At 50.0% G+C, this 16414-nt stretch carries 15 protein-coding genes and 1 tRNA gene; 3 read left to right on the forward strand and 13 right to left on the reverse strand.

What is annotated here, in order from left to right:
* Positions 1 to 16: 16 nt before the first annotated feature.
* Positions 17 to 1006: a DUF368 domain-containing protein gene (locus DPRO_RS04620; RefSeq protein ID WP_232005706.1), complete on the reverse strand. Its 990-nt coding sequence runs from the start codon at positions 1004 to 1006 to the stop codon at positions 17 to 19.
* Positions 996 to 1637, reverse strand: coding sequence for a protein-L-isoaspartate(D-aspartate) O-methyltransferase (locus tag DPRO_RS04625; protein WP_097011009.1), 642 nt, complete (start codon positions 1635 to 1637; stop codon positions 996 to 998). Before DPRO_RS04625 ends, DPRO_RS04620 begins: the two co-directional genes overlap by 11 nt.
* A 169-nt stretch (positions 1638 to 1806) precedes the next feature.
* On the opposite strand from DPRO_RS04625, the gene DPRO_RS04630 reads away from it, so the two are divergent.
* From DPRO_RS04630 to DPRO_RS04640, 3 genes are all read left to right on the forward strand, one after another.
* Positions 1807 to 2229: a CBS domain-containing protein gene (locus DPRO_RS04630; RefSeq protein WP_232005707.1), complete on the forward strand. Its 423-nt coding sequence runs from the start codon at positions 1807 to 1809 to the stop codon at positions 2227 to 2229.
* Positions 2230 to 2409: 180 nt separating this feature from the next.
* On the forward strand, positions 2410 to 3738 hold the full coding sequence (locus DPRO_RS04635) for a M23 family metallopeptidase (protein ID WP_097011011.1): 1329 nt from the start codon (positions 2410 to 2412) through the stop codon (positions 3736 to 3738).
* A 170-nt stretch (positions 3739 to 3908) separates the two neighbouring features.
* Positions 3909 to 4433, forward strand: a complete 525-nt coding sequence (locus DPRO_RS04640) for a hypothetical protein (protein ID WP_097011012.1) — start codon at positions 3909 to 3911, stop codon at positions 4431 to 4433.
* Between the two features lie 4 nt (positions 4434 to 4437).
* Here the strand turns inward: DPRO_RS04640 and DPRO_RS04645 are convergent, their stop codons facing one another.
* The 11 genes from DPRO_RS04645 to DPRO_RS04695 all read right to left on the reverse strand — a co-directional run bounded on the left by DPRO_RS04645 (position 4438) and on the right by DPRO_RS04695 (position 16308).
* A complete protein-coding gene (locus tag DPRO_RS04645) occupies positions 4438 to 5424 on the reverse strand; it encodes an ADP-ribosylglycohydrolase family protein (protein ID WP_097011013.1) in 987 nt (328 codons plus the stop codon).
* Between the two features lie 29 nt (positions 5425 to 5453).
* Positions 5454 to 6755 carry a thymidine phosphorylase gene (deoA, locus tag DPRO_RS04650; RefSeq protein ID WP_097011014.1) on the reverse strand — a complete coding sequence of 434 codons (1302 nt, stop codon included), beginning with the start codon at positions 6753 to 6755 and terminating at the stop codon, positions 5454 to 5456.
* A 2-nt stretch (positions 6756 to 6757) separates the two neighbouring features.
* Positions 6758 to 7183 (reverse strand): cytidine deaminase, encoded by a 426-nt coding sequence (locus DPRO_RS04655; RefSeq protein ID WP_097011015.1) that lies wholly within the window; start codon positions 7181 to 7183, stop codon positions 6758 to 6760.
* 73 nt (positions 7184 to 7256) lie between these two features.
* On the reverse strand, positions 7257 to 9722 hold the full coding sequence (gene lon, locus DPRO_RS04660; protein ID WP_097011016.1) for an endopeptidase La: 2466 nt from the start codon (positions 9720 to 9722) through the stop codon (positions 7257 to 7259).
* Positions 9723 to 9850: 128 nt separating this feature from the next.
* Positions 9851 to 11104 carry an ATP-dependent Clp protease ATP-binding subunit ClpX gene (gene clpX, locus DPRO_RS04665; RefSeq protein ID WP_097011017.1) on the reverse strand — a complete coding sequence of 418 codons (1254 nt, stop codon included), beginning with the start codon at positions 11102 to 11104 and terminating at the stop codon, positions 9851 to 9853.
* A 2-nt stretch (positions 11105 to 11106) separates the two neighbouring features.
* Positions 11107 to 11724, reverse strand: coding sequence for an ATP-dependent Clp endopeptidase proteolytic subunit ClpP (gene clpP / locus DPRO_RS04670; protein ID WP_097011018.1), 618 nt, complete (start codon positions 11722 to 11724; stop codon positions 11107 to 11109).
* A gap of 128 nt (positions 11725 to 11852) precedes the next feature.
* Positions 11853 to 12503, reverse strand: coding sequence for an IS1595 family transposase (locus DPRO_RS04675; RefSeq protein WP_097012874.1), 651 nt, complete (start codon positions 12501 to 12503; stop codon positions 11853 to 11855).
* 204 nt (positions 12504 to 12707) lie between these two features.
* On the reverse strand, positions 12708 to 14189 hold the full coding sequence (gene tig, locus DPRO_RS04680) for a trigger factor (RefSeq protein ID WP_097011019.1): 1482 nt from the start codon (positions 14187 to 14189) through the stop codon (positions 12708 to 12710).
* A gap of 49 nt (positions 14190 to 14238) precedes the next feature.
* Positions 14239 to 14323: transfer RNA gene (locus DPRO_RS04685), tRNA-Leu, on the reverse strand.
* Positions 14324 to 14412: 89 nt separating this feature from the next.
* On the reverse strand, positions 14413 to 15780 hold the full coding sequence (gene thiD / locus DPRO_RS04690; protein ID WP_097011020.1) for a bifunctional hydroxymethylpyrimidine kinase/phosphomethylpyrimidine kinase: 1368 nt from the start codon (positions 15778 to 15780) through the stop codon (positions 14413 to 14415).
* Positions 15781 to 15879: 99 nt separating this feature from the next.
* Entirely contained in the window at positions 15880 to 16308 is a 429-nt protein-coding gene (locus DPRO_RS04695) for a hypothetical protein (protein WP_097011021.1), read from the reverse strand.
* Positions 16309 to 16414: the final 106 nt, after the last annotated feature.

Genomic DNA, 16414 nt, shown 5'->3' on the forward strand with positions numbered 1-16414 from the left:
TTGTGGTGATCGTCGATTAGACAATCACCTTTCTTCTGGTGAAGTGATCCAACAACAAAACCACGGCCGCTCCCAGCAGTGCCAACCCCAAAGCAACCCAAACGCCTTCATCCAATCCAGGCATGACGTTCTGCTCTCTGAGTATATGTATCTTGCCACGAATGACTGTTGATTCGAGCACTTCCTTCCACGGCCAGACCTTCCTGAGCGCTCCGATCATGACCCCGGTCAAGACAGCGACAGTCGGTACATGCCATCGATGTAAAAGATAATGCAGCAACCGGGAAAACACAATTATCCCCGAAACCGCCCCTAGTGCAAAAACACTCAATATAACGAGATTCTCACCAATAAAGGGGTTCTTCAATGCTCCGGTCACATACTCGTACTTCCCCAGCATCAAAAGGAGAAACGCCCCGCTTACTCCCGGCAGAATCATCGCACAGATGGCAATTGCACCACAGAAGAAGATAAATGGAAGGGTTTCTGGAGTGCTTACCGGAATCATGCCGACGAACAAAAAACTGCAAAGAGCCCCCAAGCCGACAAAACCAATATTGCATACACTCATGGGTTTGATGCCTCGACCTATGACGAAGATCGATGCGGCGATCAGCCCGAAAAACATGGACCAGATTGCTATTGGGTGTTGGGCCAGCATGTAATGCATGACTCTGGCCATGCTCATAACAGCTAGCAATATGCCACAAAGCAGACAGACCAGGAATCGCAAATGAACTCCGGCCAGTGCACCCGCAATATCCAACTGGAACAATCGACGAGCAAAATTGATATCAAAGGACCTGATGGCATCCACAAGTTGCGTATATATTCCGGTAATGAATGCGATAGTACCACCGGATACGCCAGGAATGATATCCGCTCCTCCCATGCAAAAACCTTTCAGAAAAAGGAAAAACGTACTTTTGCAACCGCAAGGGCCGGGGCTGGCCATGAACGCTTCTTTGAGAGTCATCGATTTTTCATTCATTTCGTTACCAGCCATGTTTTCCGACCAAATCAACAAAAGCGACGCTTCCCAAATTGGTCCGGACGATCTTTCCATCGACCTTTTCAATTTGGATTAACTCTTGAGACTGCTTGGAGTTCCCTACAGGGATGAGCATTCGTCCGTTTTCCGCCAATTGGGCAACAAGAGGCTCAGGAACTTCCGGGCCTCCAGCTGTCACGATGATACGATCAAACGGCGCTTCATCCGGCCACCCCATGGTTCCGTCATCCAGCTTGATCTTGACCGAAAACATACGCATATCCATAAAACGCTTTCGGGCTGCAAAAAACAACTTCTTGATGCGCTCGACAGTATATACGTCCGCTCCCATGTGATCGAGAACCGCAGCCTGGTATCCGGAGCCTGCGCCAATCTCCAGGGTTTTCATCCCCGGCTCGACCTGCAGTCGCTCCGACATGAGAGCCACAATATACGGCTGTGAAATGGTCTGGCCCTCGCCAATAGGCAACGGAGAGTCCGAATATGCCTTGTAAGCCAACGCTTCTTCAACAAAGCGATGGCGAGGCAGCGTCCTCATAGCTTGGAGTACAGCAGGGTCGGAGATGCCACGCTTCTCTATCTGCTCACGCACCATGCGCTCTCTCGACCGAACCGGATCAACCATGAATACTCCTTGAAAAAATGACGACTGACCAATGGATTTTTTCCTCGGGGATGCTGACCAGATTATGCCTCTAAAGTCAACTCTCGCAGAGATATCAAGCGACTCTCCCTCACCCTCTTGACACATTCAGTGGTCCATGAAACGATATATTAATCGGAGGGATATAGTTATGATAGTAAAAGACCTCATGAGTTCCCCGGTCTTCTCGCTCAAGGAGACAGACTCTTTGCACAGTGCGCGATCACTCATGAATCTGCAACGGATACGACACATCCCGATCGTGACCGTAGACAACGTGTTTACCGGCTTAATCACCCATCGTGACATTCTTTCGGCAACCATTTCTCAACTGGCGGACCTCGACCCTGAAACACAAAAGGAAATCGACTCCGGCATCCCCATACGGGAAATAATGCGGACAGATATTGCCACCATAGCCAGCGATGCACCGCTCAAGGATGCAGCACAGATTCTACTCAATCACAAATACGGATGCCTGCCTGTTGTTGAAGACAGCCAGCTCATCGGCATTCTGACAGAAGCCGATTTCCTGCGACTGACCATCAAGCTGATGGACGCATTGAACGAATAAGGCAGATTATCATAGAAAATCCACGAGCCGTTCCTGCAAAAGGTGCGGCTTTTTTGTATTTTTTACATTACTTTTTACCTTTTCAGCTAACATGTAAAACTCCCTTGTTTCCTGTGCTGGAAGGGTATAGAAATAGTCTAGACAATCCATTCATAATGAATAAACACAAAGAGTAGCTTCATGAATAAGGAAAAAAAATCATCATTCCCGGCAGTGCTAAGCGCTATCATCATTCTACTGGCTCTAGGGGCTGGAGGCTTTCTGTTACTTAAAGATACGAACCCTCCAGTCATCACCATCAGCCCAGACACCGCCAACGTCGGCAAGGGGACTGAAATCCATATTGCCGTCAAAGACACGGGAAGTGGCCTCAAGTCGGTAACTATTGTCGCGAGCCAGGGAGACAAGACCATCCCTCTTATCCAGAAGGACTACCCCGGTGGTGTGTCTGAAGTGGATGAAGTCGTGGTGCTGGCAAAAGGTGAAGTGAGCGAAGGGGAATTCACCTTACATGTCTCGGCCCAGGATGCCTCCCTGTACCCCTTCGGTGAAGCCGGTCTTTCCAGCGCCACCATGATGTATGAATACGACGCCACTCCACCCCGGATTTATGTGCAGTCACACACCAATAACCTCAATCAGGGTGGTTCGGCGCTGATGGTGTACTCGCTTTCCGAAGTGGCAGAAACCACCGGCATCCAGCTTGGAGAACGCTTCTTCCCTGCGTACCTACAATCATCCACGAATGGTAACAACCTCTACTATTGCATGTTCGCCATGCCTTGGGACACCCCGCCAGCAGAGTTCAAGCCGGTCATCGTCGCAAACGATAAAGCAGGCAACTCCGCACAGCGGGCCTTCAATCACCACACGAACGCACGCAACTTCAGGCGCGATAAAATTCGGCTGTCCGACTCCTTCATTGATAAGACATTGCCGGAATTCCATAGCCTCATTCCCCAGGAAGGATCGCCCATTGATAAGTACATTTACATCAACAATACCCTTCGCAAGCAAAACCGTGCAAAGCTTGTCGAGCTGAGCCGCAATACTGCACCCACTATGCTGTGGAGCGGACCTTTCCAGCGTCTTCCTAACGCAGCGAACAGAGCACGCTATGCGGATTCTCGAGACTACATGTACAAGGGAAAGAAGGTAGACTTCCAAACCCATCTCGGCCTGGATCTGGCAAGCATCAAACACGCCCCTGTCCCGGCAGGCAATAACGGTACCATCGTTTTTGCGGACTTCTTGGGCATCTACGGCAACGTAGTGGTTATTGATCATGGCCTGGGCCTTCAATCGCTCTACGCTCACCTTAGCAGCATCACCGTCAACACCGGCGACGCCGTCAACAAGGGAGATATCGTTGGGCATACTGGCACAACCGGCCTGGCTGGAGGCGACCACCTCCACTACGGAGTTACTGTTGCAGGCATTCCTGTCCAACCCATTGAGTGGTGGGACAATCGCTGGATAGAGCACAACATAACATCCAAGCTGAATTAACCAAAAGGCGCCCTTCATATGAAGGGCGCCTTTTTTTGCGCTAAAAGCCTTCCCTCTTAACTGAAAGTCATTCGCTGGACAGTTCGTTCAAAAGACAGAAAGGCAAAAGATTCCAAGGTCTACTTTTTGCAATGAATGCAAGAAGGAAATTTATTCCAAGGAGTCATTGCATGATTTCATCAGTTAATTCGCACGATCCGTTCCAAGACTTCACCGGCGTTCAAAATAAGCGCCAGAAGCAATCCTCTTTTGATCAAGAGATAGAAAAAAGCCATGAAAAGCAAGAAGCCCAAGCTTCAACCATTTCCTTCCAGAAAGAACTGACTCCTGAAGAGGAGCAGCGTGTTCTGTTTTTACAAAACATGCTTTCTCAGTTGCTCTCCCTTGCTGACGGACGCCCCTCAGAAGAACAGCGGGAGCGAATCAAGGAAATAGAGAAAGAATTGGAAGAATTGACCGGCGTAAAGATGGAGACCCGCCTTTCCTCCGTAACCGAAAAAATGCCCGGCAAAAAAGAGGAAAAGGCAGAAGATGAAGAATCGCTCGTGCAACAGTTTGGCATTGACCCCGATGAAGCGAAGCACAAGCAAAGTGCTGCTCCATCGGGCGAAGCGGTACCAGGCATTCAGATGCTCAAGCGACAGTCACTCTTCGCTCAACTGCAGTCTTTACTGGGACCACAATTAGATCAATAACTTTTTAGCTCAACTCGGATGCTATCGCTTCAGCATTGGTCAGTATTGCATCCTTATCGACCAATCCCTCAATAAAGCGGTCCGGAATTCCCTGAATGCCGACCATTGCCCCGCATAATGCTCCCGTCATGCACGCCCGAGCCATGTTGTTTCCGCCACCATTAATTGTCGTCAACACGGCAGTTTCAAAATCATCCGGATATTTGCTGGCCATCCAATACGCAGCCGGAGCCATGAAACCCATTTGGCAGGCAAGACCGTAAATCTGCGCAATCGCGTATGGAGGGTCAATTGTAATAGCCGGGCTGGTTGCAGCATCATAGACAAAGCCCGGTTGCAAAAAAACATCGATCAATGCGCGATCGACCTCCTTCTGCGCCCACCCCATCAGGCTTTTGCCGGATTTTTCCAATGTCTTGCCTCGGATGAGTCGGCAAACAGACAGCACGAACGCCAACGACTGGGCGGCTACGAACGGTTCAGCGTGTGTCAGATGAATATTACTCTTGGCCTTGGCTGCAAGCTCTCTGGGGTCATCTGCGTACCGGGCAGCCAGCATAACGCCACGTATTGCGGCCTCACCGCTATCGGCCATACCTGCGGCCTGTCCCCACGGAACATTCTCTTTACGCGCCTTCCACACTTCACGCATGGCAATATCCGTATATCGTCCGCCACTTGGAGTGCCATCCAACGTATCCAGAAATTCATCCAGACGATCGGTGAAATCGTCCTCGTCATACGCTCCTTTATCCACAATGGAATCGAGAAGAAGCATGGACACCTGTCCGGTCTGCGAAACATCTCCCGCCTTGCAGCCATCGTGGTATCTCCCCTGCTTTGGGGCCATGTAATCCGTAATCCAATCGCCATAGTCCTGACGCAGTTTGTCCAGGTCGTAATACCAATGTGGCCCCAGTCCAAGGGCGTCACCGATATACATACCAACAACAGCTCCCATTGCCCTGTCCTTTCGCGTCAATTCAGCCATGTCGACTCCTTGAATCTTCGAATTATTGGTTAACAGCTATAAATATCTTCACATGGATCAGGAGGTTCCACCTCTATGCAAACAGCCTCCTGAACTATCGTTGAAACTTCTCCCATGTTCTGGTCAGATCCATGAACAACAGCAAGTGGATCCCCTGCATGCACATATGTTCCTATACGAACAATATCAGACAATCCCACAGCAGGATCAATGGATTGCTCAGGACGCATTCTGCCTCCCCCCAGTGCAACTACAGCCATTCCAAGCGCCCGCGTATCCCAACTGGCAACATATCCGCTCCTGGGAGCTGACACCTGTTCCATCCTTGGAGATGACGAAAGATAAGAAAGTGGTTTTTCCATGAAGTCAGACGGGCCGCCCAGAGAATGGACCATACGGGCAAATCGTTCCGCTGCTTCCCCATTGGCAAGCACTCTCTCAATCTGGGTATTGGCTGCTGAAAGGTTCTCAGCCAACTCTCCAAGACACAACAGTTGAGCGCAAAGCGGTTTGACGATGGTCATAATTCGGCGATCAACAGACTCTCCGGTAAGAAAGCGAACAGCTTCTGCAACTTCCAGGGCGTTTCCGGCACATGGGGCCAGCGGCTCACTCATATCAGTCACAAGGGACATCTGTTTCAGGCCAAGCTCATTGGCTACAGACTGAATACTATTAGCCAATCGACATGCATCATCATGGCTTGTCATGAAAGCTCCGTTGCCGCTTTTCACATCCATTACGAGAGCGTCCAGGCCGGCAGCTATCTTCTTGGAAAGTATGGAGGCTGTGATCAAAGGAATGGACTCAACCGTGGCCGTCACGTCACGGATCGCATAAAACCGCTTATCCGCAGGTGCCAGGTCGCCGGTCTGCCCAATGATAGCCACGCCGACATCACGCACAACCTCACGAAATCGATCAACACCAATATTGGTCGTATACCCTGGTATAGCTTCCAACTTATCCAGCGTGCCCCCAGTATGCCCAAGCCCACGGCCGGAGATCATGGGGACATATCCCCCACAGGCGGCTATGACTGGCCCAAGGATCAGGCTGACCAAGTCTCCCACCCCTCCGGTGGAGTGTTTATCCAGAACAGGGCCATCCAAGTCCCACTCAAGCATATCTCCCGACCGAGCCATTGCGTCTGTAAGGGCTGCACATTCCGCAAAGGACATACCATTGAAATAGACGCTCATACCAAACGCGGCGATCTGTCCCTCAGAAATGCTTCCGCTGCTTAAGCCATCAATGAAAAATTCAATTTCTCTTGCACTCAGAGAATGCCCATCACGCTTTTTGCGAATGATTTCCTGGGGGATCAACATCACTACACCTCGTCGGCAACCGGCATTTCAAACAGGTCTGGCAACAACTCATCCATATGCCAAACAAGCGTTTCGTCGGTGTCACAAGTAGAATAGACCAGAGACTCTGCTGCAAGGAACTCAGCCAACACCTGCCGGCAAGCTCCACATGGCGAATGAAGCGCAGCGCTCGGCGTATAAAGCAATAACGCTAGGAAATCACCACGCCCCCTGCCATCAGCAACAGCAGAATAGAGTGCAGTCCTCTCGGCACAGTTGGTCAATCCGAATGAGGCATTCTCAACATTGCAGCCCACATAAATAACGTCGTCTTCCGTGAGGAGAGCAGCCCCTACCGAAAAGTTGCTGTAGGGGGCATAGGCATTCTGTGCGGCCTGTCTGGCAGCCTCTTTCAGCGACCCAAGTACTTTATCCGATATCTTGATCATATGTAATACTCGCTATCATAAAAAAGAGCCGAACGGCAAAACCGTTCGGCTCATATTTGACATTTTACCGCTGTTACTGACGAGCTGGTTTGCGTTGTTCTTCCTTCAGCAGCTCGTTAGCCAGCGGCGGCTCACCGTGCTGTGGGATAAGAACAGCTTCGCCACCATTCTCAAGGGCCTTGTCGACAACTTCGTCCATTGTCTTGACCGGGATAACTTCCAATTCCTTGAGAATGTCCTTAGGGACATCCTTGAGGTTTTTCTCGTTATCCGCGGGAATAAGAACCGTTTTAATGAGTCCTCGATGGGCAGCGAGCAGCTTCTCTCTCAGTCCACCGATGGCAAGCACACGACCGCGAAGTGTTATTTCACCGGTCATGGCCAGATCATGGCGAACCGGAATGTTGAGCAACGCGGAGATAAGCGCTGTTGTCAGGGTGATACCCGCACTCGGGCCGTCCTTCGGTGTAGCACCGTCCGGAACGTGAATGTGAATATCAACCTTGGTGTTAAAGTCCGGCTTGAGTCCCAGCAGGTCTGATCTGGAGCGAATATAGGAGATGGCTGCACGGGCAGACTCCTGCATCACATCGCCAAGCTTACCGGTAATCTCAACCTTTCCCTTACCAGGCATCAATGCCACTTCCACAAGCAGCATTTCGCCGCCCAGTTGCGTCCAGGCAAGACCATTACAGACGCCGACCTGTGCTTCCTGCTCGCGTTCACCATAGGTGAACTTCTGCACTCCAAGCATTTTCTCAAGGGATTGCTTGGTAACATGAACCGTCTTATCCCTATCCTGCTCCTCCACTATCTTCATGGCGGACTTGCGGCAAATAGAGGCGACTTCACGTTCGAGATTACGAACACCAGCCTCACGGGTATAGTAGCGAACAATGTCCAGAAGAGCATTGTCAGACAACTGGATATTTTCCGGCTTCAGCCCATGCTGCTCAATCTGCTTAGGCAGAAGGAAGCCTTTGGCAATCTCAACTTTTTCAGTCTCAAGATAACCAGGCAGACGGATGATCTCCATACGATCCTGCAAAGGCAATGGAATACCTTCAAGCTGGTTGGCAGTTGTGATGAAAAACACCTTGGAAAGGTCGTAATCAAGATCAAGGTAATGATCGTTGAATGCGTAGTTCTGCTCGGGGTCAAGGACCTCAAGCAAAGCTGCAGAGGGATCACCACGGAAATCGGCCGACATTTTATCGACCTCATCCAGACAGATGACCGGATTGTTATTCTTTACCCGTTTGAAAGACTGAATGATCTTACCGGGCATGGCACCGACATAGGTACGGCGGTGACCACGGATTTCTGCTTCGTCCCTTACGCCGCCAAGCGACAGTCGGATGAACTCTCTGTCCATGGAGCGGGCAATCGATTTGGCAATGGAAGTCTTACCAACACCAGGAGGGCCAACAAAACAAAGAATCGGCCCCTTCATTGATTCGACCAACGTCTGAACAGCCAGGTACTCGAGGATACGCTCTTTAGGCTTTTCCAGACCGAAATGATCCTGATCAAGGATTTCCCTAGCTTGTTTGATGTCTACATCGCCATCGTTTTTGACTTGATCCCAGGGGAGATCAAGTACCCAATCGATGTAGTTGCGGACAACAGTATATTCAGCGGAGCTAGGCTGCATGGAGCGCAGCTTCTTGAGTTCCTTGCGAACACGCTCACGATTCTCCTCGGACATGGGCTTGGCATCGAGTTGATCTTCCAACTCCTGTGCTTCGGCAAGGGGATCATCCTCCCGCCCCATTTCCTTGTTGATCGCTTTCACCTGTTCGTTCAGGTAGTACTCACGCTGATTCTTTTCCATCTGATCTTTAACGCGACCTTTGACGCGCTTCTCGATGGAAACAATTTCGATCTCACCCAAGAGGAGTTCATAGACTCGCTCAAGGCGCTTGATGGCATCCATTTCCTCAAGAATTTCCTGCTTGCGGGCAAAATCGATCTTGAGGTGTGGCATGACCTGATCCGCCAACTGCCCTGCGTCCTTCAACGTCGACATGGCGAGAATGGCCTCAGGTGCGACCTTCTTGTTGACCTTGCCAAATTCATCAAGGGACTCGTGGACAGCACGAATAAGCGCCATGGCTTCGGGGTTTTCCACTTCTTCTTCAGGAAGCATGGTCACCGTAGCCTGCGGGTACTCATCTTCAGCTATGTCTTCATAAATGAGCTTGCTCTCTTTGGGGTCCCACAATGCACGTGAAACACCCTCAAAAAGCACTTTGATGGTGCCATCGGGCAAGCGAAGCATTTGCAAAATTTTACTGACTGTACCCATCTCGTACAGATCATCTGCTTCAGGATGTTCCTTCTCAGGAGACTTCTGCGTTACGAGAAAAATCTGTTTGCCGTAATCGGCAACAGCAGTCTCAATCGCTTTGATTGAAGCTTCGCGACCGACGAACAGCGGTACAATGGATCGGGGAAACATGACCACTTCCCGCAGAGACATCATGGGGAGGTTCATGCTTTCAGGGGATTTCTTGCCGTCAAAACCAAAGGTCGGCATCTATTCCTCCGAGTGGTTGCATATATGGCGACACCCGCTTCCCCCAATGTAGGAGAAGCGAGCGATTGCCGTCGATGGTTGGAAGTAATACCGTTGGATCAATTGTCAATCCAATCCACCGCTTGAAACTAAGCGGATTTCACTTCCTGATGATAAAGGAGCAGAGGCTCCATACCGTTGTCGACAACGGCCTGATTGATCACGCACTCACGAACTCCTGTCATTGAAGGAAGCTTGTACATGATTTCGAGCATGGTTTTTTCCAGCACGTTGCGAAGACCGCGCGCACCGGTTTTACGTTCAATCGCCTGCCGGGCAATGGCAGACATGGCATTTTCAGTAAAGCGAAGCTCGACCTTGTCCAGATCAAACAACTTCTTGTACTGCTTCACCAGTGCATTCTTGGGCTCCTGAAGAATGCGCACCAAATCTTCTTCGGTGAGCTCTTCGAGCGCTGTCTGCACAGGAATACGGCCAATGAACTCAGGAATAAGACCGAACTTGATCAAATCCATAGGCTCAGAATGAGCAAGGGATTCACTCATGTTCATCTCTTTCTTGGCTTCAACCTTGGCACCAAATCCCATGCCGGAACCGGATTTTCGCTTCTGTACAATGGTATCCAGGCCAATGAATGCTCCACCGAGGATAAACAGGATATTCGAGGTGTCCATGCGAATAAACTCCTGCTGCGGATGCTTTCTGCCACCCTTGGGAGGAATGTTCGCCTCGGTTCCTTCGATAATTTTCAACAGAGCCTGCTGTACGCCTTCACCGGAGACATCTCGGGTGATTGAAGGAGAATCGCCCTTACGGGCCACCTTGTCGATTTCATCGATATAAATGATACCACGACTAGCCGAATCAATATCATAATCTGCATTCTGCAGAAGCTGCACAAGGATATTCTCGACATCTTCGCCAACATATCCTGCTTCGGTAAGCGTAGTTGCGTCAGCGATGGCAAATGGAACCTTAAGGACCCGAGCCAGTGTTTGAGCGAGCAACGTCTTACCAGAGCCTGTAGGCCCGATGAGCAGGATATTGGACTTATCGATCTCTACGTCGTCGGCATTCTTGTTAGCTGCGGCGTAGAAAACACGCTTGTAGTGGTTGTGAACAGCCACCGAGAGAATCTTCTTGGCCTGCTCCTGACCTATGACATATTCATCAAGAAGGGCCTTGATCTCCTGGGGAGGCAGCAAGCGCCCGTCTTCGAACTCCTCACTGATGGTCTCCTGAGCCATAATGTCGTTACAAAGCGAAACGCACTCGTCGCAGATATACACATCTGGTCCGGCGATCAGGCGTTGTACATCCACCTGTGTTTTTCCGCAAAACGAACAGCTCAGTTCAGAGGATTTTTGTTCATTCTCAGCCATATCTACTTACCTTTTTCGTCCTTTTCTTCAGTCGCATCAGAGCGGGATCGCATCACCTTGTCGATGATACCGTACTCCATGGCTTCCTTGGCGCTCATGAAGAAGTCTCGTTCCGTGTCCTTTCTGATCTTTTCAATATCCTGACCTGTATGATCGGCCAAAATGTCATTCAATTCATCACGAAGTCTGAGAATCTCCTGCGCATGGATATGGATATCAGAAGCCTGCCCCTGGGCTCCACCAAGAGGCTGATGGATCATGATTCTACTGTGCGGCAACGCATAACGCATGCCTGCTTCACCGGCTCCCAGCAAAAGGGCGCCCATGCTTGCAGCCTGTCCAAGGCAAAGTGTCGCCACCGGAGCAGAAATGTATTGCATAGTATCATAAATCGCCATTCCGGCTGAAACGGATCCACCGGGGGAATTGATATACATGTAAATTTCCTTTTCCGGATCTTCTGACTCCAGGAAAAGCAACTGAGCGCAGATCAAGCTGGCAACATTGTCGTCAATAGCACTGCCGAGAAGGATGATCCGGTCTTTGAGAAGTCGGGAGTAAATGTCGTAAGCGCGTTCTGTACGACCGGTCGTTTCGATGACCATCGGGATGGCGACCATGCATGTCTCCTTGAAAAGCTTTAATGTTTATCATTTAGCGCGCCAGAACCCTCTTGCAGTGTGGACATGATTTATTGTCCTCAGGGTCAGACACGCTTATTATTAGAATTAGGGGCTGTACCAGATAACTAGCCCATATGTCTTCTAACCCACTGTTTCAGTTGTTTAAACTGGCTTCGCGGATTGCTGTTATTAAAACGCCACTCGCATTCCTTTAAAAACAGAGAAAAATGCTTGGTTGGAATGCCGTTGAATTTCCTCATATGGCGTTTGGCCTGGTTCCAAAAATTCTCGATTCCATTGATGTGGTTGTGGCTATCTGCAAACAGCTTCGAGTGGTTGATTCGGAAGTGTTTGAACGCTGACACATCAAGGACATTGTAGCCATACCAGCAGTCCGAGTAAACCACACTGTCTGGCTGGATTCTTTCCTGAATAATGGGAAGCAAGGTTTTACCTTTCGCATCAGGAATCACCTGTGTATAGACCTTCCCGCCCCTTTTAAGGATTCCAAAAACAGGAACCTTACCAGCCGCCCCACGTCCTCTTTTGCCCTTTCGCTTGCCACCGAAGTAGCTCTCATCGACCTCAAATTCGCCAAAATCCATCCCTTCACAGGACTCTTCTACCGCTATGATTTCCCGGAGCCGGTGAAAGTAATAGGCGGCTGTTTTGACGTTCACACCAACCAGATCGGCAGCGCAACGAGCTGTCGTGCCAGCCACAAAATGTTCGATTAAACGAAGCTGCTTGTCCTTGCTCAAACGACTTTTTCGCATTGCCATACCGATAACCCAAAGGAGTTATCTGGTACAGCCCCTAGAATTATTATAGTATGAGACATTTCCCATTGAAGGACAAGGAGAAAATCCCCGCTACCACAGCTATAAATAGACACGTGTGCAGCATGGTCAAGGGGTAAAAAAAAGAAAAACGGCGACCAGGAACCCCGGGCCGCCGTTAATATGCTTATTGTTGAAAAACTACTCGCCTTGCTCGGCGTAGAATTTTTCAGCTCGCTCTTCCAGCTTGGCCAGAGAATAGCCTTTTGCGGTGGACTCTTTGATGCCCAGGTTGGCAACGGCCCATTCAACGGCTTCAGCCTTGCTGGCGAAACGCCCCTCACCTTCATCAGCTTCGTTTTTCTCGGCAGAAGCAGGCTTGCTACCGGCTGCCGGAGGATCGATTTCCTTGACCTCGGCTGCATCATAAATGAGCTCGGAAGCCTTGTCGCACAGAAGGCGATCTTTCAGAGGCACGATGAGGTTGTTGTCCTCGTAGTACTTCTTGAGTTCGTGAAGCGGCTGGCGAGTCTGCATTGCCAACTGAGTCAGGGTCGCTTCGATCTCTTCGGGAGAGATATCCAGGCCTTCCTCAGCGGCTACAGCCAGCAGGAATATCTCGGATTTAACAGTAGACTCAGCTTCAGCCTTGAATCCATCACGGATTTCCTTCAGGCTTTTACCCAAAGACTGAAGCCCCTTGCCCTGACGATCCAGTTTGTACTCCAGGTCCTGAACAAGACGATCAATACGATCTTCAACCATTGCAGGAGGCAGCGGGAAGTCTTTGATGCCTTCGATGAGCTGAGACAGAAGCTGAGACTGGGCAGCAGACTTGTTCATCTGCTTGCGCTGGTTCATGTAGGACTCTTCAATGCCCTTACGCATGGTTTCAACATCGCTGAAGCCAGCCTTCTTGGCAACTTGGTCGTTCATCTCAGGAGTGATCCGCTCTTTGACCGCGTGCAGTTTGCACTTCATGGTCACAGTCTGACCTGCGAGATTTTCATTGATAAAATCGGAGGGGAAGGTGATTTCAGTTTCGCCACTCTCACCAGTGGTAAGAGTTTTGACCAGCTCTTCAAACTCAGGCAAGGACTGGCCCTGTCCGAGAAGCAGGTCAAAGTTTTCAGCCTGAATGCCTTCGACAACCTTATCACCCTGGTAGGCGCCGAAAGTCACAGTTGCAACTTCGCCGTCTTTAGGAGGACGAACGTCCTCGATCACTTTAACTTCGGCATTGTTTTCAAGGATGCGACCTTCAACTTCGGCAATTTCTGCTTCGGTTACTTCAGCCTTGACTTCCTCAACGCTCAAACCTCTGTACTCAGGGAGATCAAGCTTGGGAGCCACTTCGAATTCAATGGCGTATTTAAAATCGGTGTCGCGTTCCAGTTCCTTCGCATCAACATCAATGCGGGACATGGGCTGCATGGACAAACCGCTCATGATTTCGTTGATCTGATAGTTGATGAGATCCGTGGTGGCCTCACTATAGACCTGCTTGCGGTATTTGGATTCAACGACAGAGGACGGCACCTTGCCTTTCCGGAACCCCTTCACATCTGCCTGCATACGATACAGGGCAATGGTAGTGGTAAGTGCGGCGTTAACCTCTTCAGCCGGTACTTCCACCGTAATTTTCCGTTTTACCGGGGAAATTTCTTCTACATTGTATTCCATGACGACCTATCCTCCTGAACACCCTACTGGTGCGTAATATTGCAATTCCTGGTGCGGGCGGAGGGACTCGAACCCCCAAACCCTGAGGTACCAGATCCTAAATCTGGCGCGTTTACCAATTCCGCCACGCCCGCAAAAAGAACGTGCTTATTAAGCAAGCTCCACGCAATATGTCAACCTTCCACAGCACTAAACAGCAGAAACAGTGCTCAGATTGCCATTTTTACTGCTGTTTCGATACCAATTCAGCTAATTTCAGCAACAATCGTTGCAGGCGAGCGCCATCCTTTTCCAATATATAAACCCTGGATTCACACCCCATATCTCCAGGATCGACGATGATTCGAACCTCATCAGGGGACGCGTGTTTCTTGAGCCCTTCATAGGCTCCCCACTCCACGCAGGCTCCATGATCATTTGAGAGATAATCCGGTTTGAGCTTTCGCTCGATCCACATGACCTCGGTGTCCAAATCGTGTAGCACTCGTTTCAGAGGAGTATTCCCGGATACACTCACGCCACAGGCAAGCTGGTCATTGAAACGTCGCACAGCCAACAGAGCCTTGCTGACCGCCTGCTCCACCCCAAATTCAGGAGCTCCTGCAACAAACACCTGGCCCGTATGCGAGGAAATAAGCCCACCAGAGAAGGAAGCAACATCCGAAAGGACATCAGCATAAGGGATCGAAGCCGCAATATTGCTTTTTTCAGCCCCCAACAGCCTTTCAAGCTGTGTTTCTTGTATCCACCGAGCGATTTGCTCCACTTCTTTCAAGACAGTGCTTCGCGCCGTTTCCTTGATCCAGGGAGCGATGTGGTTGGGAGGCCCTCCTCCTTCTCCAAGGCGATATGCCGCCCGTAATGCGAGATGGAGATAACGCTGAGCACGCTGAATGGCGGCTGCCCGACTCTTACCTTGAGCCAATCCAGTGGCAATTGCTGCAGACAATGTGCAGCCCGTTCCATGGGTATTTGGTGTGTCTACACGCTGCTGAATAAAAGGAATGGGCTCTTTGCCAGACTCAACAAACCAGTCGGTAATAGCCCATGATTTGGAATGCCCACCTTTGATCAAAACACTTTTAGGGCCCATTTTGAGAAGCACTTCCGCGACCTGGAACACATCATCACGGTCGTTGATGGTTAGCCCAGTAAACAGTTCGGCCTCAGGAATATTTGGTGTCAGTATGTCAGCGAGGGGGAAAATTTTGCGAACCATCGCGTCAACAGCGTCATCTTTGAGCAACTTGGCTCCTGATGTTGCAACGCAGACCGGATCGACGACCAACGGCATACCGGCCCTGGAAAGCAAGGGAGCTATCTCGCTGATGATACCCTCAGAAAAAAGCATACCTGTTTTTACAGCATCAACTGAAATATCACTCAATACTGTTCGCAACTGCTCGGCCACGAAAACAGGAGGTGGAGCATGGATATCGGTCACAGCTGCGGTGTTTTGCGCTGTGAGTGCAGTCAACACACTTGCGCCATAACAACCCAGCATACTGATAGTTTTCAAGTCTGCCTGAATCCCGGCACCTCCGCCCGAATCCGATCCGGCTACAGTCAAAACACATGGCGTCCTGCCCATATCCTACTCCCCCCAAAAAAAAACGATTATCGGCAGGCGATAGCACCTACAAACGATAACCGCAATACGGACAGCTCAACTGACCGGATAAGGTAAAAACTAGCCGCAAGAAAGCTTAACGTAATCTTCGACCGACACACCATTCCAGGCTTTGGAAACCCAGTACGCTGTAGCCCAAATCATCAACGCGGTAGCCTGCAAATCGCTAAGCCGTCTTAGTTTAACTTCAAGATTGGACTTACTTGCACCGTGCTGGATATGCACATTGTGCTCATCACACGCTTCCTCTACACGAAGCATCAGGTAGGCCTGTTTGGACTGATTTGGTAACAGTTTCACATCTTTGTGTGATTCAAGGATTGTCTTGAGCTCTGCAACAGAGAAATCACTGGAAACATTACGAATTGACTTAAAGAATACATCGACAGCCCAAGGCAGAATAAATTCCGCACCAGCGCTTTTTGTCTTGAAATAATCTTTAAGCCACTTTTCCTGATCTGTGGTAATTCTTGCAGCAACCTGGGGCATACCCTCTCCTTAATCAAACCCGCAAACCGACTACCTTGCTCCATTTAGCAAAAAACATATAAGCGAAACACGGCAAATAATCAAGATTTTTTCTAGAGTTTTCAGC

Source organism: Pseudodesulfovibrio profundus (assembly GCF_900217235.1).
Lineage (GTDB): Bacteria > Desulfobacterota > Desulfovibrionia > Desulfovibrionales > Desulfovibrionaceae > Pseudodesulfovibrio > Pseudodesulfovibrio profundus.

What these genes read in the sequence shown, in the direction of transcription:
- DPRO_RS04635 (WP_097011011.1), top strand. Translation starts at nt 2,410, where the DNA reads ATGAATAAGGAAAAAAAATCATCATTCCCGGCAGTGCTAAGCGCTATC.
- DPRO_RS04645 (WP_097011013.1), bottom strand. Translation starts at nt 5,424, where the DNA reads ATGGCTGAATTGACGCGAAAGGACAGGGCAATGGGAGCTGTTGTTGGT.
- DPRO_RS04630 (WP_232005707.1), top strand. Translation starts at nt 1,807, where the DNA reads ATGATAGTAAAAGACCTCATGAGTTCCCCGGTCTTCTCGCTCAAGGAG.
- DPRO_RS04620 (WP_232005706.1), bottom strand. Translation starts at nt 1,006, where the DNA reads ATGGCTGGTAACGAAATGAATGAAAAATCGATGACTCTCAAAGAAGCG.
- clpP (WP_097011018.1), bottom strand. Translation starts at nt 11,724, where the DNA reads ATGGTCGCCATCCCGATGGTCATCGAAACGACCGGTCGTACAGAACGC.
- DPRO_RS04655 (WP_097011015.1), bottom strand. Translation starts at nt 7,183, where the DNA reads ATGATCAAGATATCGGATAAAGTACTTGGGTCGCTGAAAGAGGCTGCC.
- clpX (WP_097011017.1), bottom strand. Translation starts at nt 11,104, where the DNA reads ATGGCTGAGAATGAACAAAAATCCTCTGAACTGAGCTGTTCGTTTTGC.
- thiD (WP_097011020.1), bottom strand. Translation starts at nt 15,780, where the DNA reads ATGGGCAGGACGCCATGTGTTTTGACTGTAGCCGGATCGGATTCGGGC.
- deoA (WP_097011014.1), bottom strand. Translation starts at nt 6,755, where the DNA reads ATGTTGATCCCCCAGGAAATCATTCGCAAAAAGCGTGATGGGCATTCT.
- DPRO_RS04640 (WP_097011012.1), top strand. Translation starts at nt 3,909, where the DNA reads ATGATTTCATCAGTTAATTCGCACGATCCGTTCCAAGACTTCACCGGC.
- DPRO_RS04695 (WP_097011021.1), bottom strand. Translation starts at nt 16,308, where the DNA reads ATGCCCCAGGTTGCTGCAAGAATTACCACAGATCAGGAAAAGTGGCTT.
- DPRO_RS04625 (WP_097011009.1), bottom strand. Translation starts at nt 1,637, where the DNA reads ATGGTTGATCCGGTTCGGTCGAGAGAGCGCATGGTGCGTGAGCAGATA.
- tig (WP_097011019.1), bottom strand. Translation starts at nt 14,189, where the DNA reads ATGGAATACAATGTAGAAGAAATTTCCCCGGTAAAACGGAAAATTACG.
- DPRO_RS04675 (WP_097012874.1), bottom strand. Translation starts at nt 12,503, where the DNA reads ATGCGAAAAAGTCGTTTGAGCAAGGACAAGCAGCTTCGTTTAATCGAA.
- lon (WP_097011016.1), bottom strand. Translation starts at nt 9,722, where the DNA reads ATGCCGACCTTTGGTTTTGACGGCAAGAAATCCCCTGAAAGCATGAAC.